2 protein-coding genes are annotated in these 22,194 nt (G+C 72.6%); both read left to right on the top strand.

Annotation, left to right across the window (positions count from 1 at the left end):
• Positions 1–60: 60 nt before the first annotated feature.
• Positions 61–14,814 carry an amino acid adenylation domain-containing protein gene (locus ACFC0G_RS08350; RefSeq protein WP_376399149.1) on the top strand — a complete coding sequence of 4,918 codons (14,754 nt, stop codon included), beginning with the start codon at positions 61–63 and terminating at the stop codon, positions 14,812–14,814.
• 10 nt (positions 14,815–14,824) lie between these two features.
• On the top strand, positions 14,825–22,189 hold the full coding sequence (locus ACFC0G_RS08345; protein ID WP_376399147.1) for an amino acid adenylation domain-containing protein: 7,365 nt from the start codon (positions 14,825–14,827) through the stop codon (positions 22,187–22,189).
• The last annotated feature ends 5 nt before the right edge of the window (positions 22,190–22,194 follow it).

Here is a 22,194-nt window from a genome sequence, read left to right as displayed (position 1 = left end):
CGCACGCCACGCAGGACCGCACGCCACGCAAGACCCCCCGCACCGCCCGAACGCCGAGTGATGGAGTTGATGAAGGTGTCCATGGACTGCGTCCACGAGGTCTTCGAGGAGCAGGCGGCCCGGACCCCCGATGCCGCCGCCGTGGTCTTCGAGGGACGGGGCACCGCATACAGCGAGTTGAACGCTCGGGCGAACCGGTTGGCGCGTCATCTGGTTGTGGGTGGGGTGCGGCGTGGTGACACGGTCGGGGTGTTGTTGGAGCGTGACACGGAGCTGGTCGTGTCGGTCCTGGCGGTGTTGAAGGCGGGTGCCGGTTACACGCTGCTTGACCCTGGTCTTCCTGTGGAGCGGGTCCGTGACATCGCTTCTTTGGCGGGTGTGACGCGGGTGGTGACGGTGGCTCGGTTGGCGGGTCATTGGGAGGGCACGGGGGTGCTTCCGGTCTCGGTGGATGCCGAGGCGGGGGTGATCGCTGCGCGTGATGGTGGTGATCTGGGTCGGGTTGCGGGTCCTCTGGATGTGGCGTGTGTGATGTTCACGTCGGGTTCGACGGGTGTGCCGAAGGGTGTGGTGGCTCCTCATCGGGCGATGGTGGGGACGCTGACCGGGCAGGAGTTCGTGTCTTTCGGTCCGGGTGAGGTGTGGTTGCAGTGCTCGCCGGTGTCGTGGGATGCGTTCGCGCTGGAGTTGTTCGGCGCGCTGCTTCATGGCGGGACGTGTGTTCTTCAGCCGGGTGTGCGTCCTGAGCCTTCCGTGATCGTCGAACTGATCGCCTCCCGTGGGGTGTCGACGGTCCACGTGTCGGCGAGCCTTTTCAACTTCCTGCTGGATGAGTATCCGGGCTGCTTTGCCGGGGTGCGGCAGGTGATGACGGGTGGTGAGCCGCTGTCTGTGGCGCATGTGGGTAAGGCGTTGGCGGAGTATCCGGGACTGCGGTTGGTCAACGGGTACTCGCCTGTCGAGTCGATGATCTTCACCTGCTGCCATGAGATCACCCCGCAGGACCTCGGGAGCTCCGCCGTACCCGTCGGCTCCGTCCTCGCCCGCAAGCAGGTCTTCGTCCTCGACGAGCGCCTCCGGCGCCTCCCGCCCGGCGCGGAGGGCGAGCTCTACATGGCCGGCGTGGGGCTGGCCCGGGGATACGCGGGTCAGGCGGGTCTCACGGCCGAGCGTTTCGTCGCCCACCCCCACGGGGCTCCCGGAGAGCGCCTCTACCGCACGGGTGACCTCGTGCGGATGAGGCCCGACGGCGTCGTGGAGTTCCTCGGGCGTGCAGACGGTCAGGTGAAGATCCGCGGCTTCCGCGTCGAGCCGGGTGAGGTCCAGTCCGTCCTGATGCGCCACGGGGGTGTGCGTCAGGCGGCGGTCGTGGTCCGCGAGGACCGCCCCGGAGACAAGCGCCTGGTCGCCTACGTCGTCCGCGACGCAGCCGAGCCCGAGTACGGGTACGGAGACGAGTCCGGTTCCGAGCCCGCGCCTGTGTCTGCCTCCGTGACCCCTGAGGAGATACGGGCCTACGCGGCCGACCGGCTCCCCGAGCACCTCGTCCCCGCCGCTGTCGTCGTCCTCGACGCCCTCCCGCTCACCCCGAACGGCAAGCTCGACCGCCAGGCCCTGCCCGCCCCCGAGACCCGTACCGGACCGGTCGGCCGTGCCCCCGCGACTCCGGTCGAGCGGACCCTGTGCGGACTGTTCGCCGACGTCCTCGGCATGGACGAGGTCGGCGCGGACGAGAGCTTCCTGCTGCTCGGCGGGCACTCCCTGCTCGCCGCCCGCCTGATCAGCCGCATCCGCCGCACCTTCGGCGTCGAGATCGGCATCCGCGAGCTGTTCCGGGACCCGACCGCCGCAGGCCTCGCCCGCGCCCTCGACGGCGCCGCGCAGGCCCCGACGGCCCTGAGCCCCGCCGAGCGGCCCGACCGGCTCCCACTGTCCCACGCGCAGCAGCGCATCTGGTTCCTCAGCCAGAGCGAGCGTTCCGGTGCCCCGTCGGAGGCGGCGAGCGGCGCCACGTACAACGTCCCGCTCGCCCTCCGCCTGCACGGCACTCCCGACACCGACGCGCTGCGCCGGGCCGTCGACGACGTGGTGGAGCGCCACGAAGCCCTCCGCACCCTCTACCCCGCGCCCGACGGGGAGCCGCACCAGCAGGTGCTGAAGCCCCAGGACGCCCGCGCGGACTGGACCCACACCTCCCCGGGCGAGGCGGGCCTCACCGACGCCCTCACCGCCGCGGCCCGTCAGGCCTTCGACCTCGCCACCGAACTTCCCCTGCGTGCACATCTGTTCGGCCCGGGGGAGGGGGAAGAGGACTACGTCCTTCTTCTGGTGGTCCATCACATTGCTTGTGACGGATGGTCGTTGGCGCCGCTGGTGCGGGACCTGGCGGTGGCGTACGCGGCTCGTGTGGAGGGGCGCGCGCCGGAGTGGGCGCCGCTGCCCGTCCAGTACGCGGACTACACGCTGTGGCAGCGGGAGCTGCTCGGCGACCCGTCGGACACCGACGGTCTCCTCGCCCGGCAGACGGCCCACTGGCGGCAGGCCCTGGCAGGGCTCGACGACGAACTGACGCTGCCCACCGACCGCCCCCGCCCGCTCCGGCCCTCGCACGAGGGTGGCGTCGTCCCCGTGGACCTGCCGGCCGATCTGCACGGACGACTGCTCGATCTCGCCCGCCGCAGTGACAGCACGCTGTTCATGGTGGTCCAGGCTGGCCTTGCGGCGCTCCTGACGCGGCTCGGGGCCGGGACCGACGTCCCGCTCGGCACGCCGGTCGCCGGCCGTGCGGACGAGGCCCTGGACGAGCTGGTCGGCTTCTTCGCGAACACGCTGGTGCTGCGGACGGACACCTCGGGCGATCCGACGTTCCGGGAGCTGGTCGCACGGGTCCGGGAGACCGATCTCGCCGCCTACGCCCACCAGGACGTGCCGTTCGAGCGCCTGGTCGAGGAGCTGAACCCGGCCCGTTCGCCCGCCCGCCACCCGCTCTTCCAGGTGATGCTCGTCCTCCAGAACAACGCCGTCGCCACACCGCGGCTGCCCGGCCTGGACCTCGTCGCACAGGACGTGCTCTCCCTCGACGTCGCCAAGTTCGACCTGACCTTCGACGTCACCGAGGCGTACGACGGCGCCGGACGCCCCGCCGGCGTCCGCGGCTCGGCCCAGTACGCCGCGGACCTGTTCGACCGGGGCAGCGTCGAGGCGCTGGTGGCGCGTCTGGTGCGGCTGCTGACGGCGGCCGTCGCGGAGCCGGACGTACGGATCGGTGATCTGGACGTCCTGGCGGAGGGCGAGCGGCGGTTGCTGCTGGGCGAGTGGAGCGCGTCGGCCGGCGCGCAGCCGTACGAGGCGTGTGTGCACGAGCTGTTCGAGCGGCGGGCTGCCGCCGCTGCGGAGTCGACGGCGCTGCTCTTCGGCGATGTGCGCGTGTCGTACGGGGAGTTGGAGCGTGACGCGAACCGGCTGGCCCGGTATCTCGTCGGCCGCGGGGTACGCCGTGGTGACACGGTGGGCATCCTCCTGGAGCGCGAGCCGCGGTTGGTCGCGGCGGTGCTGGCGGTACTGAAGGCGGGAGCCGCGTACACGCTGCTGGATCCGGGATTCCCGGCGGAGCGGCTGCGGGACGTCACCGGGCGCGCGGGTCTTTCGTCGGTGATCACGACCGGTGACCTCGCTGACGGGCTGGGACCGGTGCCCGGCCTCGTACGGCTCGACGCCGATGAGGACGCGGCCGGGATCGCGGCGTGCGCGGACACCGTGCCGGGTCGTGCCGTGGGGCCCGAGGACGCGGCGTGCGTGATGTTCACGTCGGGGTCGACGGGCGTCCCGAAGGGCGTCGTCGCTCCCCACCGGGCCGTCACGAGCACGCTGACCGGTCAGGACTTCGTGTCCTTCGGGCCGGACGAGGTGTGGTTGCAGGCCGCGCCGGTGTCCTGGGACGCCTTCGCGCTGGAGCTGTTCGGCGCGCTGCTCCACGGCGGCACCTGCGTCCTCCAGCCCGGCGGAAAGCCGGAGCCCGCGGTGATCGCCCAGCTCATCGCCCGCCACCACGTCACCTCGGCGTACCTCTCGGCGAGCCTCCTCAACTTCCTGCTGGACGAGTACCCGGGCTGCTTCACCGGGATGCGCCAGATCCTCGGCGGCGGCGAGGCCGCGTCGCCCGCCCACGCGGCGAAGGCGCTGGCGGAGTACCCGGGCCTGCGCCTCGTCAACGGCTACGGGCCGGTCGAGGCGATGATCTTCGTCTCGACCCACGCCATCACCACGGAGGACACCCGCCGCCCCGCGATCCCGATCGGCCGGCCGATCGGCAACGAGCGGATGTACGCCCTCGACGAGCGGCTCCGCCCGGTCCCGGCAGGCGTGGTCGGTGACCTCTACCTCACCGGAGCCGGCCTGGCGCACGGCTACCTGGGCCAGCCGGGACTGACGGCCGAACGGTTCGTCGCCCACCCCCACGGGGCTCCCGGTGAGCGGGTCTACCGGACCGGTGACCTGGTGCGGTGGCGCGCCGACGGCGTCCTGGAGTACGTCGGGCGTGCGGACGGCCAGGTGAAGATCCGCGGTTTCCGTGTCGAGCCGGGCGAGGTGCAGGCCGTACTGATGCGGCACAGGAGTGTCCGTCAGGCGGCGGTCGTGGTCCGTGAGGACCGCCCCGGAGACAAGCGGCTCGCGGCCTACCTGGTCGCCGAGCCCGGCACCGTACTCGACCCGGCCGAGGCCCGGTCGCATGCCGCCGCGCACCTTCCCGAGCACCTCCGCCCCAACAGCTTCACCGTCCTCGACGCACTCCCGCTCACCCCGAACGGCAAGCTCGACCGCCGGTCTCTCCCCGCCCCCGACGTCACCACCGCGCCGGGCGGCCGAGCCCCGCGCACGGCGCAGGAGAAGCTCCTCTGCGACCTCTTCGCCGACGTCCTCGGCGTCGAGCAGGTCGGCACGGACGACAACTTCTTCCACCTCGGCGGTCACTCCCTCCTCGCCGCCCGCCTCATCAGCCGCATCAGCACCGCGCTCGGCGTACGCGTCGGCATCGGCGAACTGTTCCACGCGCCCACCGTGGCGGCGCTGGCCGAGCGCCTCGACAGCGCGGGCGGTGCGGGTGCGGACGTAGGTGGAGGCGCAGGCGTCGACTCCGATCCCCGGCCGGTGCTGCTCCCGGCCCGGCGGCCGGACCGCGTCCCCGTCTCCTTCGCCCAGCAGCGGCTCTGGTTCCTCGACCAGGTCGAGGAACCCCACGCCTCCTACAACGTGCCGATCGCCCTTCGCCTGCGCGGACCGCTCGACACCGACGCGCTGCGGCGCGCCGTGAGGGACGTGACGGTCCGCCACGAGGCTCTGCGCACGGTCTTCCCGACGGCGGACGGAGAGCCCTGGCAGCGCGTCCTCGACGCAGACGCCGGTGTCGTCACGGGCGCGTCGTTCAAGTCCGTCTGGCACGCCGCGGTTTGTGCTGAGGAGGATCTCTCCCAGGTCCTCCACGAGGCCTCCGCCCACCGCTTCGACCTGGCCGCCGAGCCCCCGTTGCGGGCCACTCTGCTGACCGTCGCCGACGACGACCACGTCCTCCTGCTCGTCTGCCACCACATCGCCGCCGACGGATGGTCCCTCACCCCGCTGACCCGGGACCTCGCCACGGCCTACGAGGCGCGCCGCGCCGGCCGCGCGCCGGGCTGGGCACCGCTGCCCGTCCAGTACGCCGACTACACCCTGTGGCAGCGCGAGCTGCTGGGCGACGACGGCGACCCGTCCAGCCTCGCGCGGCGACAACTGGACTTCTGGCGCGAGTCCCTGTCCGGGTCCCCCGAGGCCCTCGCCCTCCCCACGGACCGCGCCCGGCCCGCCGTCGCGAGCCACCGGGGCGACAGCGTGCCCCTCACGCTCGACGCCGAGCTGCACCGACGGCTGCTCGATCTCGCCCGTGGCAGCGACTCCACGCTGTTCATGGTGATGCAGGCGGGACTCGCCGCGCTGCTGACGCGGCTCGGCGCCGGGACCGACATCCCGCTCGGCGCCCCGGTCGCCGGCCGTTCCGACGACGCCCTGGACGACCTCATCGGCTTCTTCGTCAACACGCTGGTGCTGCGGACGGACACCTCGGGTGACCCGACGTTCCGGGAGCTCGTCGCCCGCACCCGCGACACCGACCTCGCCGCGTACGCCCACCAGGACGTGCCGTTCGAGCGGCTCGTCGAGGAGCTGAACCCGGTCCGTTCGCTCGCCCGGCACCCCCTCTTCCAGATCATGCTCGCGCTCCAGGACGCCCCGCCGCCCCTGTCCCTGCCCGGCTGCGAGGTCCGTGCCGAGCACCCCGAGCGCCACAGCGCCAAGTTCGACCTCACCTTCGTCGCCGAACAGCACCGGACCCAGGAGGGAGCACCCGCCGGCATCTCCGGCCTCCTGGAGTACGCCACCGATCTGTTCGACCACGACACGGCCGAGTCGCTCGCCGCGCGCCTGGTCCGCCTCCTGACCGCCGCAGTGTCCGAGCCGGACCTGCCCATCGGGGCGCTCGACGTGCTCGCCGCCGACGAACGCACCACGCTCCTCGGCGACTGGAACGCCACCACCGCCGACTTCCCGCACACCGCGTGCGTCCACGAACTCTTCGAGCGGCAGGCGGCCCGCACCCCCGACGCCACCGCCCTCGTCCTCGCGGACCGGACGATCGGCTACGCGGAGCTGAACACCTCCGCCAACCGGCTCGCCCGACACCTCCGTGACCGAGGCGCGGGGCGGGGCGACACCGTCGCCCTCCTCCTCGACCGGGACCTCGACCTCGTCGTCGCCGTACTCGCCGTGCTCAAGGCCGGCGCCGGATACACCCTCCTCGACACGGAGTTCCCCGTCGAGCGCCTCCGCTCCGTCGTCTCCACCGCCGGTGCCGGGCTGATCGTCACGACGGGAGAGCCCGCCGACGGCTGGCAGCACGGCCCCGCCCCCTTCGTACGCCTCGATGCCGAGGCGGGGGTGATCGCTGCGCGTGATGGTGGTGATCTGGGTCGGGTTGCGGGTCCTCTGGATGTGGCGTGTGTGATGTTCACGTCGGGTTCGACGGGTGTGCCGAAGGGTGTGGTTGCTCCTCATCGGGCGATGGTGGGGACGTTGACCGGTCAGGAGTTCGTGTCTTTCGGTCCGGGTGAGGTGTGGTTGCAGTGCTCGCCGGTGTCGTGGGACGCGTTCGCGCTGGAGTTGTTCGGCGCGCTCCTCCACGGCGGGACGTGTGTCCTTCAGCCGGGTGTGCGTCCTGAGCCTTCCGTGATCGTCGAACTGATCGCCTCACATGCGGTGTCGACGGTCCACGTCTCGGCGAGCCTTTTCAACTTCCTGCTGGATGAGTACCCGGGCTGCTTCGCCGGGGTGCGGCAGGTGATGACCGGTGGTGAGCCGCTGTCGGTGGCGCATGTGGGTAAGGCGTTGGCGGAGTATCCGGGACTGCGCTTGGTCAACGGCTACTCGCCGGTCGAGTCGATGATCTTCACCTGCTGCCACACGGTCGAGGAGCGTGACACGGAGGGATCGTCGATCCCGGTCGGCCGGCCTGTGGTGAACAAGCGGGTGTACGTGCTCGACGAGGGTCTCCGTCCGGTTCCGGTCGGTGTGGTCGGCGAGTTGTACATGGCGGGTGTCGGTCTGGCCCGGGGCTATGTGGGTCAGCCGGGACTGACGGCCGAGCGTTTCATCGCCCACCCCTACGGGGCTCCCGGGGAGCGGGTCTACCGGACCGGTGACCTGGTGCGGTGGCGCGCGGACGGTGTCCTGGAGTTCTTGGGGCGCGCGGACGGTCAGGTGAAGATCCGCGGCTTCCGCGTCGAGCCGGGCGAGGTCCAGGCCGTCCTGATGAAGTACGGCAGTGTCCGTCAGGCGGCGGTCGTCGTCCGCGAGGACCGCCCGGGCGACAAGCGCCTGGTCGCCTACGTCGTCCGCGACGACTCCGACTCCGACTCCGCGTCCAAGTTCGCGTCCGACTCGGTGACTCCTGAGGAGATACGGGCTCACGCGGCCGACCGGCTCCCCGAGCACCTCGTCCCCGCCGCGATCGTCGTCCTCGACGCCCTCCCGCTCACGCCCAACGGCAAACTCGACCGTCAGGCCCTCCCCGTTCCCGAGCTCGCCGCCTCCCTCGGCGGCCGCGCCCCGCGCACCCCGCGCGAGGAGGTCCTCTGCGGTCTCTTCGCCGACGTCCTCGGCGTCCCCGAAGCCGGCATCGACGACGACTTCTTCCACCTCGGCGGCCACTCCCTGCTCGCCGCCCGTCTGATCGGCCGCATCCGCACCGCCCTCGGCGTCGAAGTCGGCATCCGCGACCTCTTCCAGGCACCCACGGTGTCCGCACTCGCCCGCCGCCTCGACGGCGCCGAGCGTGCCCGGCCGGCCCTGCGCCCGGTCGAGCGCCCCGCCGTGCTTCCGCTCTCGTACGCCCAGCAGCGCCTCTGGTTCCTCGACGAGGCCCAGGGCGGCGCCGGCGGCCCCGCCTACAACCTCACCTTCGCCGCCCGGCTCCACGGCACCGTCGACCCGGACGCCCTCCAGGCCGCGCTCATCGACCTCACGGGCCGGCACGAGGCCCTGCGCACCCGCTTCCCGGCCGTCGACGGCCTGCCCCGCCAGTCCGTCGTCCCGGCCGCGCAGGCTCGTCCGACCCTGGCCGTCACCGACCACGCCCACGCTCCCGAGGCGCTCACTGCCGCCGTCCGCGCCGCCGCATCCCACCGCTTCGACCTGGCGGACGAACTCCCGCTGCGCGCCCACCTGTTCATGGCAGACGCGGACGAGCACGTACTGCTCCTGGTGATGCACCACATCGCTGCCGACGGCTGGTCGATGAACCCGCTGCTGCGCGATCTGGCCACCGCCTACGAGGCCCGCGCAGCCGGGGGCGAACCCCACTGGACGCCGCTCCCGGCCCAGTACGCCGACTACACCCTCTGGCAGCGTGAGCTGCTCGGCGACGTCACCGATCCGGACAGCCTCCTCGCCCGCCAGCTGGACCACTGGCGCGACGTCCTGGCCGACCTGCCCGACCAACTACCCCTGCCCACCGACCGGCCCCGCTCAGCGAACGCCGACGCCGACTCCGACGCCGAAACCGACGCTGACGGCGCCACCGACACCGACGGCGCCCTGCTGCCCGTACGGTTCGGCCCCGAGCTCCACCAGCAGCTGCGCGACCTGGCCAGGGAGACCCACTCCACCCTGTTCATGGTCGTGCAGGCGGGCCTCGCCGCCCTGCTGACCCGGCTCGGCGCCGGGACCGACATCCCCCTCGGCACGGCCGTCGCGGGCCGCACGGACGAGGCCCTGGACGACCTCGTCGGCTTCTTCGTCAACACGCTGGTGCTGCGGACGGACACCTCGGGTGATCCGACGTTCCGGGAGCTCGTCGCACGGGTCCGTGAGGCCGACCTCGCCGCGTACGCCCACCAGGACGTGCCGTTCGAGCGGCTCGTCGAGGAGCTGAACCCGGTCCGCTCGCTCACCCGCCACCCGCTCTTCCAGGTCCTCCTGGTCCTCCAGAACACCGAGGAGACCGACGTACGGCTCGGCGACGTCACCGCACGCCCCGAGCCCGTCGCCAACACCACCGCCAAGTTCGACCTGTCCCTCGCCCTCACCGAGACCCATGACCCGACCGGCGCACCCGCCGGGCTCGACGGGGGCCTGGAGTTCGCCACCGACCTCTTCGACACCGACACCGTGCGGACGCTCCTCGCCCGCCTGGAACGCCTCCTGCACGCCGCCGTCGCCGACCCCGACCGCCCGCTCGGCACCCTCGACGTGCTCTCCGCCGACGAACGCCGCACCACCCTCACCACCTGGAACGACACCGCCGCCGACTATCCGCGCGACCGCTGCCTGCACGAACTGTTCGCCGCACAGGCCGCCCGCACGCCGCTCGCCACCGCCGTGATCTCCGGCGACGAGCGGATCGGCTACGGAGAACTCGACGCCCGGGCCAACCGCCTCGCCCACCACCTCATCGGCCTCGGCGTCACCCACGGGGACCTCGTCGGCGTCCTCGTCGACCGCGGCCCCGATCTCGTCACCGGCATCCTGGCCGCCCTCAAGTGCGGCGCCGCCTACGTGCCCCTGGACCCGGACCACCCCGAGGATCGGATCCGTTCCATCGTCGACGAGGCCGGCGTCCGCACCGTCGTCACCCACGGCCGACTCTCCGACCGGCTGCCGGGAGACGTCACCGTCGTCCGGACCGACGCACCCCACGACCGCCGGCTGATCGACGGCGCGCCCGCCACCGCACCCGACGTGCGGGTCCTGGCCGACGACATCGCCTGCGTCCTGTTCACCTCCGGCTCCACCGGCCGCCCCAAGGGCGTCGCCTCCCCGCACCGCGCCACCGTCCGCACCTTCTTCGGCCAGGACTACATCGACTTCGGCCCCGACCAGGTCTCCCTCCAGTGCGCCCCCGTCTCGTGGGACGGACTCAGCCTGGAGATGTGGCCCGTGCTGCTCCACGGCGGCACCTGCGTCCTCGCCCCCGGCCAGAGCCCCGAACCCGCCGTGATCGCCGCGCTCGTCACCGCGCACGACGTGACCACCGTCTGGCTGTCCGCAGGACTCTTCGCCGTCATGGCCGACACCCACCCCGAGGTGTTCCGCACCCTGCGCCAGGTCATGACGGGCGGCGAGGCGCCCTCCGTCGCCCATCTCCTGCGCGTCCGCCGGGACTTCCCGCACCTGAGGCTCGTCCACGGCTACGGCCCCGTCGAATCCATGGTGTTCACCAACTGCCACCAGGTCACCGCCGACGACGCGGGACGTACCGTCATCCCCGTCGGCGCCCCCCTCGCCAACACCCAGGTGTACGTCCTCGACGAACGCCTCCAGCCCGTCCCGACGGGCGTCGTCGGCGAACTGTACGTCTCCGGCGACGGCCTCGCCCACGGCTACCGCCACCGCCCCGACCTCACCGCCGAACGGTTCACCGCCCACCCCTACGGACCGCCCGGCGCCCGGATGTACCGCACCGGCGACCTCGTCCGGTGGCGCGCCGGCGGAGCACTGGAATTCGCCGGGCGCGCCGACGGCCAGGTCAAGGTCCGCGGCTTCCGCATCGAACCCGGCGAGATCGAGGCCGTCGCCGCCCGCCACGCCGGCGTCTCCCACGTGGCCGTCATCGTCCGCGAGGACCGGCCTGGGGACCGGCACGTCGTCGCGTACGTCGTCGGCGGCGCCGACCCGGCCGAGCTGCGCGGCCACCTGGCCCGTACCCTGCCGACCCACATGGTGCCCTCCGCGATCGTCAGCATGGACGCCCTGCCGCTCACCCCCAACGGCAAGCTCGACCGCCGTGCCCTGCCCGCCCCCGACTTCGCGGCCGGCGCCGCCCACCGCGCCCCGCGCACCCCGCGCGAGGAGATCCTCTGCGGACTGTTCGCGGAGCTCCTCGGCCTCCCGGACGTCGGCATCGACGACGACTTCTTCGACCGGGGCGGCCACTCGCTGCTCGCCGCCCGGCTCGCCGCCCGCATCCGCGCCGCCCTCGGCGCGGAGATCACCCTCCGCGACCTCTTCGGCGCCCCGACAGTGGCGACGCTCGCCGAACGCCTCGACAGCGCCGACCGGGCCCGCCCCGCGCTGCTCCCCGCCGTACGGCCCGCCGAACTTCCGCTCTCCTACGCCCAGCAACGGCTCTGGTTCCTCGACCGGGCCGAGGACGGCGCCGCGTCCTACAACGTCGCCCACGCCCTGCGCCTCGACGGCCCGCCCGACCGGACGGCCCTCGCCGCCGCGCTCTCCGACGTCGTCCACCGGCACGAGGCCTTGCGGACCGTGTTCCCCGAGGAGCACGGCCGCGTACGCCAGCACATCCTGGCGCCCGAGCAGGCGAGCCCGGACCTCACCGTGACGGTCGTCGCGGCCACCGAGACGGCGGGCCTGCCCGCGGTCCTCTCCGCCCACGCCGCACGGCCCTTCGACCTCGCGGGCGAACTGCCCCTGCGAGCCGCACTGTTCGGACCGCCCGCAGGACCGGGGGAGTACGTCCTCCTCCTGGTGGTCCATCACATCGCCTGCGACGGATGGTCGTTGGCACCGCTGGTGCGGGACCTGGCGGTGGCGTACGAAGCACGTATGGAAGGGCGCGCGCCGGAGTGGGCGCCGCTGCCCGTCCAGTACGCGGACTACACGCTGTGGCAGCGGGAGCTGCTCGGCGACCCGTCGGACACCGACAGTCTCCTCACCCGGCAGACGGCCCACTGGAAGGCCGTGCTCGCCGGCGCTCCCGACACCCTCGCCCTCCCCGCGGACCGGCCCCGGCCCGCCGTCGCGAGCCATCGCGGCGACGCCGTACCCATCCACCTCGACGCGCGGCTCCATCAGGACCTGATGCGCCTGTCCCGCACCTCAGGCGGCACCCTGTTCATGGTCCTCCAGGCCGCTCTGGCAGCGCTGTTGACGCGCCTCGGGGCCGGGACGGACATCTCGCTGGGAACCCCGGTGGCGGGGCGTTCGGACGAGGCCCTGGACGAGCTGGTCGGCTTCTTCGTCAACACGCTGGTGCTTCGGACGGACACCTCGGGTGATCCGACGTTCCGGGAGCTGGTCGCGCGGGTCCGGGAGACCGATCTCGCCGCCTACGCCCACCAGGACGTGCCGTTCGAGCATCTCGTCGAGGAGCTGAACCCGGCCCGCTCGCTCGCCCGCCACCCGCTCTTCCAGGTGATGCTCGTCCTCCAGAACAACGCCGAGGCGGCACGCGAACTTCCCGGACTTCACGCCCGGATGGAGACGGTGCTCAACGGCACCGCGAAGTTCGACCTCACGGCCGCCTTCACCGAGACCCACGACGGCGACGGCAACCCCTCCGGCATCACGGGAGCTCTCGAGTACGCCGTCGATCTCTTCGACCGAGGCAGCGTCGAAGTGCTGGTGGCGCGTCTGGTGCGGTTCCTTGAGGCGGCCGTCGCGGAGCCGGACGTACGGATCGGTGATCTGGACGTCCTGGCGGCGGAGGAGCGGGGGGCGCTGCTGGGCGAGTGGAATGCCACGGCCGGCGCGTTCCCGTCCGAAGCGGGCGTACACGAGCTGTTCGAGGAACGGGCTGCCGCTTCAGCGGAGTCGACGGCGCTGGTACTCGGCGATCTCCGGGTGACGTACGGCGAGTTGAACGCCCGGGCGAACCGGTTGGCGCGTCATCTGGTTGTGGGTGGGGTGCGGCGTGGTGACACGGTCGGGGTGTTGTTGGAGCGTGACACGGAGCTGGTGGTGTCGGTTCTGGCGGTGTTGAAGGCGGGTGCCGGTTACACGCTGCTTGATCCTGGTCTTCCTGGGGAGCGGGTCCGTGACATCGCTTCTTTGGCGGGTGTGACGCGGGTGGTGACGGTGGCTCGGTTCGCGGGTCATTGGGAGGGCACGGGGGTGCTTCCGGTCTCGGTGGATGCCGAGGCGGGGGTGATCGCTGCGCGTGATGGTGGTGATCTGGGTCGGGTTGCGGGTCCTCTGGATGTGGCGTGTGTGATGTTCACGTCGGGTTCGACGGGTGTGCCGAAGGGTGTCGTTGCTCCTCATCGGGCGATGGTGGGGACGCTGACCGGGCAGGACTATGTGTCCTTCGGTCCGGGTGAGGTGTGGTTGCAGTGCTCGCCGGTGTCGTGGGATGCGTTCGCGCTGGAGTTGTTCGGCGCGCTCCTCCACGGCGGGACGTGTGTTCTTCAGCCGGGTGTGCGTCCTGAGCCGTCCGTGATCGTCGACCTGATCGCCTCGCATGGGGTGTCGACGGTCCACGTGTCGGCGAGCCTTTTCAACTTCCTGCTGGATGAGTATCCGGGCTGCTTTGCCGGGGTGCGGCAGGTGATGACCGGTGGTGAGCCGCTGTCGGTGGCGCATGTGGGTAAGGCGTTGGCGGAGTATCCGGGACTGCGGTTGGTCAACGGTTACTCGCCTGTCGAGTCGATGATCTTCACCTGCTGCCACACGGTCGAGGAGCGTGACACGGAGGGCTCGTCGATCCCGGTCGGCCGGCCTGTGGTGAACAAGCGGGTGTACGTGCTCGACGAGGGTCTCCGTCCGGTTCCGGTCGGTGTGGTCGGCGAGTTGTACATGGCGGGTGTCGGTCTGGCTCGAGGCTATGTGGGTCAGCCGGGTCTGACGGCCGAGCGGTTCATCGCCCACCCCTACGGGGCTCCCGGGGAGCGGGTCTACCGGACCGGTGACCTGGTGCGGTGGCGGGCGGACGGTGTCCTGGAGTTCCTGGGGCGTGCGGACGGGCAGGTGAAGATCCGCGGCTTCCGCGTCGAGCCGGGCGAGGTCCAGGCCGTCCTGATGCGGCACGGCAGTGTCCGTCAGGCGGCGGTCGTCGTCCGCGAGGACCGCCCGGGCGACAAGCGCCTCGCGGCCTACCTGGTCGCCGAGCCCGGCACCGTACTCGACCCGGCCGAGGCCCGGTCGCATGCCGCCGCACACCTTCCCGAGCACCTCCGCCCCAGCAGCTTCACCGTCCTCGACGCACTGCCGCTCACTCCGAACGGCAAGCTCGACCGCCAGGCCCTCCCCGTCCCCGACGTCACCACCTCGCCGGGCGGCCGACCCCCGCGCACCGCGCAGGAGAAGCTCCTCTGCGACCTCTTTGCCGAGGTCCTCGGGCTGCCCGAAGTCGGAGTGGACGACGACTTCTTCCTCCTCGGCGGTCATTCCCTCCTCGTCACCCGCCTCATCAGCCGCATCCGTGCGGTGTGCGACACCGAACTGTCCATCAAGACCGTGTTCGAGGCGCCCACGCCGGCCGGTCTCGCCGAGCGCCTGGACGGCGCCGAGAAGGCCAGGCCCGCACTGCGGCGCCGGTCCCGCTCCTGAGGAGAATCCCATGCTTCCGTTGTCGTACGCCCAGCAGCGGCTGTGGTTCCTCAGCCGCACGCAGCCGAATCCCAGCTACAACGTGCCGCTCGCCCTCCGCCTGCGCGGAGCCCTGGATGCCGACGCCCTCCGCCGTGCCCTCCTGGACGTCCTCGGTCGCCACGAGGCGCTGCGGACCCGCTTCCCGGAGTCCGGGACCGGACCCTGGCAGGACATCCTCCCGGCCGAAGAGGCTGATGTCCCCTGGGAGTTCCTCACCACGGACGCGAGCCGGCTGTCCGCCGACCTGGGGGAAGCGGCCCGTCACGTCTTCGACCTGACGACCGAACTCCCGGTCCGCGCCACCCTGTTCGCGGTCGACGAGGACGATCACACCCTGCTTCTCGTCCTCCACCACATCGCCGCCGACGGCTGGTCCCTCGGTCCGCTCGTACGGGATCTCGCCACGGCCTACACCGCCCGCACCGTCGGGCAGGAGCCGGAGTGGCCCGAACTCCCGGTGCAGTACGCGGACTACACGCTGTGGCAGCAGGAGGTGCTGGGGCGTGTGGAGGATCCGGAGAGCGTGGCGTTCGGCCAGTTGAAGCACTGGAGTGAGGTTCTGGCTGGTCTTCCTGAGGAGTTGGCGCTGCCGGTGGATCGTTCGCGTCCTGCTGTGCCGAGTCACCGGGGTGATGCGGTGCCGCTTTCGCTGGGTGCGGAGGTGCACGGTCGGGTGGTGGAGTTGGCCCGGTCGTCGGGTGCGACGGTGTTCATGGTGTGTCAGGCGGCTCTGGCGGCGCTGTTCACCCGGCTCGGCGCGGGGAGCGACATTCCGCTGGGGACGCCGGTGGCGGGTCGTACGGACGAGGCTCTCGACGATCTCGTCGGCTTCTTTCTCAACACGCTGGTGTTGCGCACGGACACGTCCGGTGATCCGACGTTCCGTGAGCTCCTCGCCCGGGTCCGTCACACCGACCTGGAGGCGTTCGCGCACCAGGACCTGCCGTTCGAGCGGCTGGTCGAGGAGCTCAACCCGGCCCGTTCCCTCGCCCGACACCCCCTCTTCCAGGTCATGCTCGTCCAGAAGGACGCGGGCGGCCCCGGCGGGCGCACGCCCTCCTGGCCGGGCCTCGACGTCGAGACGCTCCCCATCGGCACCGGTTCCGCGAAGTTCGACCTGACGGTGGGGATCGAGGAGCGGTACGACTCCGAGGGCCGGCCCGCAGGTCTCCTCTGGACGCTCGGTTACGCCTCCGACCTCTTCGACCACGCCACCGTGGAAGGCCTCGCCCGGCGTCTGTCGGTCCTGCTCACGGCCCTGGCCCACGACCCCGACCAGGCCCTCGGCGCCGTCGACCTCCTCACCGACGAGGAACGGCGCCGGCTGCTCCCCGCACCGGGTGACGGCCGCCCGGCCGCGTCGCCCGGCCGCGTCGACCGACTCTTCGAGGCGCAGGCGGCCCGTACTCCCGAGGCGACCGCCCTCCTCTTCGCGGACGAGCAGGTCACCTACGGCACACTCGACGCCCAGGCCACCCGGCTCGCCCGCCGTCTCCACGCCGAGGGGGTGCGGGTCGGGGACATCGTCGCCGTACACCTGGAGCGTGGGCCCGATCTGGTCCGTGCCCTGCTCGCCGTACTGAAGGCGGGAGCGGCCTACACGCTTCTCGATCCGGACTTCCCCGGCGAGCGGCTGTCCGCCGTCCTCGCCCAGACCCGGGCCACCGCCGTCGTCACCGCGCCGGACGTGCCGGACTGGCTCGCGGCGACCGGCGTCCCGCTGGTCCACCCGGCCGCCCCCGGCGACGATTCCGCCACCCCCGGCGACGATTCCGCCACCCCCGGCGACGATTCCGCCACCCCCGGCGCCTCCCTTGCCTCCGCCGCCCCCGCAGCCCCCCTCGCCCCCACCCTCCCCGACAGCGCCGAAGCGCCCGCCTGCGTGATGTTCACGTCGGGTTCGACGGGTGTGCCGAAGGGCGTGGTGGCCCCGCACCGGGCGCTGACCGGCACCCTCACCGGCCAGGAGTACGCCCCCTTCGGCGCCGGCGAGACCTGGCTGCAGAGCGCGCCCATGTCCTGGGACGCCTTCGCCACCGAGCTCCTCGGCCCGCTCCTGAACGGGGGCCGTGTGGTGCTCCAGCCGGGGCAGCGCCCCGACCCGGCCACCATGGCCGAGCTGGTCACCCGGCACGGCGTCACCGTCCTCAAGGCGTCGGCGAGCCTCTTCAACCATCTGCTCGACGAGCACCCCGCCGCCTTCCAGGGCCTGAACGCGGCGATGACCGGAGGCGAGGCCGCCTCCGTCGCCCACACCGCGCGGGTGCTCGAACGGTTCCCGCAGGTCCGCGTCACCAACGGCTACGGGCCCGCCGAGAGCATGGGCTTCACCACCAGCCACACCGTCACCGCCACCGATCTGACCGGCCCGCCCATCCCCATCGGGACGCCCGTCTCCGGCAAGTACGCCTTCGTCCTCGACGACCGGCTGCGGCTGGTGCCGCCCGGCGTGCCGGGGGAGCTGTACCTGTCCGGCACCGGGCTCGCGCTCGGCTACCTCCACCGCCCCGCCGCCACAGCGGAACGATTCGTCGCCCACCCGTGCGGCGCGCCCGGGGAGCGGGTCTACCGCACCGGCGACCTCGTGCGCCGCCGGGCCGACGGCGTCCTCGAATACCTCGGCCGTGCCGACGACCAGGTCAAGATCCGCGGGTTCCGGATCGAACCCGCGGAGATCGAGACCCACCTCACCGCGCACCCCGACGTCCGGCAGGCGGCGGTCGTGGTCCGGGAGGACCGCCCCGGTGACCGGCGCCTGGTCGCGTACGTCGTCCCCGACCGCCCCGGAACGGCCCCCGCCGGCCTGCGCGCCCACACCGCCGCACGGGTCCCCGACCACATGGTGCCGTCCACGTTCGTCACCCTGGACGCGCTGCCGCTCACCCCCAACGGCAAGCTCGACCGCCGCGCCCTGCCAGCCCCCGAGCTCGCTCCGTCGCCCGGCGGCCGCGCCCCGCGCACCCCGCGCGAGGAGATCCTGTGCGGGCTGTTCGCCGAGATCCTCGGCGTCGGCACGGTCGGCGCCGACGACGGCTTCTTCGACCTCGGCGGCCACTCCCTGCTCGCCGCCCGGCTGATCACCCGGGTCCGGGCCGCACTCGGTGTCGAGATGACCGTCCGCGACCTGTTCCAGGCTCCGACGCCTGCCGGTCTCGCCGGCCGCCTCGACGCCGCCGCCCGCGCCCGGCCCGCCCTGCGCCCGGTGCCGCGCCCCGAGGCGCCCCCGCTCTCCTTCGCCCAGCAACGGCTCTGGTTCTTCGGCCGGGTGGAGAACAGCCCGCTCTACAACGTGCCGTTCGCCCTCCGCCTGCGAGGCGCGCTGGACGGCGGGGCGCTCCGCGAGGCGCTCGGCGACGCGGTCCGCCGTCACGAGGCGCTGCGGACCCGCTTCCCGGAGTCCGAGACAGGCCCCTGGCAGGACGTCATCCCGGCCGAACAGGCCGACGTCCCCTGGGAGTTCGTCACCACCGACCCCGGCCGGCTGGAGACCGACCTGAGCGAAGCCGCCCGCCGTCCCTTCGACCTGACCGCCGGACTGCCCCTGCGCGCGACCCTGTTCACGGTCGGCGAGGACGATCACGTCCTCCTTCTCGTCCTCCACCACATCGTCTGCGACGGCTGGTCGATGGGGGCCCTCGCCCGCGAGGTCGCCGCCGGATACACCGCCCGCGCCACCGGCCGGCCGGCGACCGCGCCGCCCCTCCCGGTGCAGTACGCGGACTACACGCTGTGGCAGCAGGAGGTGCTGGGGCGTGTGGAGGATCCGGAGAGCGTGGCGTTCGGCCAGTTGAAGCACTGGAGTGAGGTTCTGGCTGGTCTTCCTGAGGAGTTGGCGCTGCCGGTGGATCGTTCGCGTCCTGCTGTGCCGAGTCACCGGGGTGATGCGGTGCCGCTTTCGCTGGGTGCGGAGGTGCACGGTCGGGTGGTGGAGTTGGCCCGGTCGTCGGGTGCGACGGTGTTCATGGTGTGTCAGGCGGCTCTGGCGGCGCTGTTCACCCGGCTCGGCGCGGGGAGCGACATTCCGCTGGGGACGCCGGTGGCGGGTCGTACGGACGAGGCTCTCGACGATCTCGTCGGCTTCTTCGTCAACACGCTGGTGCTGCGCACGGACACGTCCGGTGATCCGACGTTCCGTGAGCTCCTCGCCCGGGTCCGTCACACCGACCTGGAGGCGTTCGCCCATCAGGACCTGCCGTTCGAGCGGCTGGTCGAGGAGCTCAACCCGGCGCGCTCCCTCGCCCGACACCCCCTCTTCCAGGTCCTCCTGGTGAAGAAGGACCCCACCGCCTCGGGCCAGGCCGAATCCATGCCCGGGCTCCGCACCGACGTGGTCCCCGTCGGCACCTGGGTCGCGAAGTTCGACCTGACGGTGGGGATCGAGGAGGAGTACGACTCCGAGGGCCGGCCCGCGGGTCTCGTGTGGACGCTCGGTTACGCCTCCGACCTCTTCGAGCACGCCACCGTGGAAGGCTTCGCCCGGCGTCTGTCGGTCCTGCTCACGGCCCTGGCCCAGGACCCCGACCAGGCCCTCGGCGCCGTCGACCTCCTCACCGACGAGGAACGGGACCAGGTCCGGCACCAGTGGAACGACACCGCCGTTCCCGTCGCCGCCACCACGCTGCCCCGGCTCTTCGCCGAGCAGGCCCGCCGTACGCCCGACGCGACCGCCGTCCTCTTCGAGGACCAGCGGATCGGCTACGCCGCGCTCGACGCCCGCGCCGACCACCTCGCCCGCCACCTCGTGGCGCGCGGCGCCCGCCCCGAACGCGTCGTCGCCGTCGCCCTGCCCCGCTCGGTGGAGCTGCTGGTCGCCCTCTACGCCGTACACAAAGCCGGCGCCGCCTACCTGCCCATCGACCCCGACTACCCGGCGGACCGCGTCGCCCAGATGCTCGACGACGCCGCGCCCGCTCTCGTCCTCACCCCGGAACTCCTCGCGGAGCTCGAAGCCGCCCCCGCCCCCGCCCCCGACGCCGATTCGTCGCGTGGACTGCCCGAGGCCCGGCCCGAGCACCCCGCCTACGTCATCTACACCTCGGGCTCCACCGGCCGGCCCAAGGGCGTCGTCGTCACCCACGCGGCGATCGTCAACCGACTGGCCTGGATGCAGCACACGTACGGCCTCGAACCCGGCGAACGCGTCCTGCAGAAGACCCCGTCCAGCTTCGACGTCTCCGTGTGGGAGTTCTTCTGGCCGCTGATCACCGGCGCCACCCTGGTCGTCGCCCGGCCCGAGGGCCACAAGGATCCCGACTACCTCGCCGACCTGATCCGGCGTCACTCCATCACCACGGCCCACTTCGTGCCCTCGATGCTGGAGGCGTTCCTCGCCTCCACCGACATCGCCGCCTGCCGCTCCCTGCGTCGCGTCATCTGCAGCGGCGAGGCCCTGCCCACCGTGCTCGCCGAACGCCTCGCCGCCGTCAGCCCGGCCGAGCTGCACAACCTCTACGGCCCGACGGAAGCGGCCGTGGACGTGACCAGCCACCACGTCGACCCCGCCGACGGTCGCGGCGGCACGGACAGCGACGCCGTCTCCGTACCCATCGGCCGGCCCGTGTGGAACACCGGCGTGCACGTCCTGGACGCGACGCTGCGGCCGGTGCCGCCCGGTGTGACCGGCGAGCTCTACCTGTCCGGCGTCCAGCTGGCCCGGGGATACCTGGGCCGTCCCGGACTGACGTCGGAACGTTTCACCGCCGCCCCCTTCGGGCCGTCCGGAAGCCGCATGTACCGCACCGGCGACCTCGCCCGGTGGCGCCGTGACGGCGTGGTGGAGTTCCTCGGCCGCGCCGACGACCAGGTGAAGCTCCGCGGCTTCCGCATCGAACTCGGCGAGATCACCGCCGTGCTCTCCCGCCACCCGGGTGTCCGTCAGGCGGCCGTCGTGGTCCGTGAGGACCGGCCCGGCGACCGGCGCCTCGTCGCCTACGTCGTCGGCGAGCCGCACCCGGACGGCGCGGAGAGCGTGGCGAGCGAGGGGAGTGCGGAGAGCACGGAGAGTGCGGAGTGCGAGGAGAGCATGGACTCGCTGCGCGATCATGCCGCCCGGTCCCTGCCCGCCCACATGGTGCCGGGACAGTTCGTACGCCTCGCCGAGCTGCCCCTGAGCCCCAGCGGCAAACTCGACCGCCGCCGTCTTCCCCCGCCCGTCCGAGCGGACACCGCACCCGTGCGCGGACCGCGGGACAGCCGCGAGGAGACCCTGTGCGGGCTGTTCGCGGAGACGCTCGGTGTGGAGACGGTCGGCATCGACGACGGCTTCTTCGACCTCGGCGGCCACTCCCTGCTGGCCACCCGGCTGATCGCCGGCATGCGCCGCGCCTTCGGCGTCGACCTGGGCATCCAGGCGCTGTTCGAAGCCCCCACCGTGGCGGGCCTCGCCGGCCGGCTCGCCGGCGCCGGCCTCGCGAGCGGGGCCCAGGACGGCGACGCGTTCACCTCCCCGCTGCCGCTGCGCCCGCACGGCGACCTCGCCCGGGCCGCACCGCTCTTCTGCGTCCACCCCGCGGCCGGGATCAGCTGGGTGTACGCGGGCCTGCTGCGGCACCTCGGCCCCGAGCGCCCGCTGTACGGGCTCCAGGCCCGCGGTCTGACACCGCCGGAGCTCCCGGCGTCCGGGCTCGACGCGATGGTCAAGGACTACCTGGCGCAGCTCCGCTCGGTGCAGCCCGCAGGGCCGTACCACCTCCTCGGCTGGTCCTTCGGCGGGCTCGTCGCCCACGCCCTGGCCACGCGGCTGCGTGCCGAGGGGGAGGAGGTGGCCCTGCTGGCGATCATGGACGCGTATCCGCACCTCGCGACAGCCCCGTCCGACACCGACACCGGCACCAGGACTGACCCCGGCACCGACACCGGCATCGGTGCTGACCCCGGCACTGGTGCCGTGGCCGGCCCCCCGTCCTGGATGGCCGGCGGCCCGCCGCCCGCCTCCTGCCCCCTGACGCTCGCCGCGCTGCTGGCGTCCCTGGGCCTCCCGGTCCCGGACGGCACCCTGACCTTCGACCGGTTCGAGGAGACCGTACGGGAGACCGGCGGGCCGCTCGCCCGGTTCGACGGCCCCGCGCTCGCCGCCCTGGCGGAGGTCTTCTCCTCGAACGTCCGGCTGCGGCACGAGTTCGTTCCCGAACGCTTCGACGGCGACCTGCTGTTCTTCGCCGCGACCGAGGGCCGGACCGGTCCCCGCCCGCGGCCGGAGGACTGGCACCCGTACCTCGCCGGCCGGCTCGACGTCCACGACCTGCCGTGCGCGCACGGCGACATGACCAGGCCCGGCGCACTCGCGCTCATGGCCGACGTACTGATCGACCGGCTCACCCCGCCGGCGATCTGAGCATC

The sequence above is a fragment of the Streptomyces sp. NPDC056169 genome, assembly GCF_042268445.1.
GTDB lineage: Bacteria > Actinomycetota > Actinomycetes > Streptomycetales > Streptomycetaceae > Streptomyces.
Note: the sequence above shows the minus strand (reverse complement) of the source record. Positions and strands in the feature narration are given on the sequence as shown.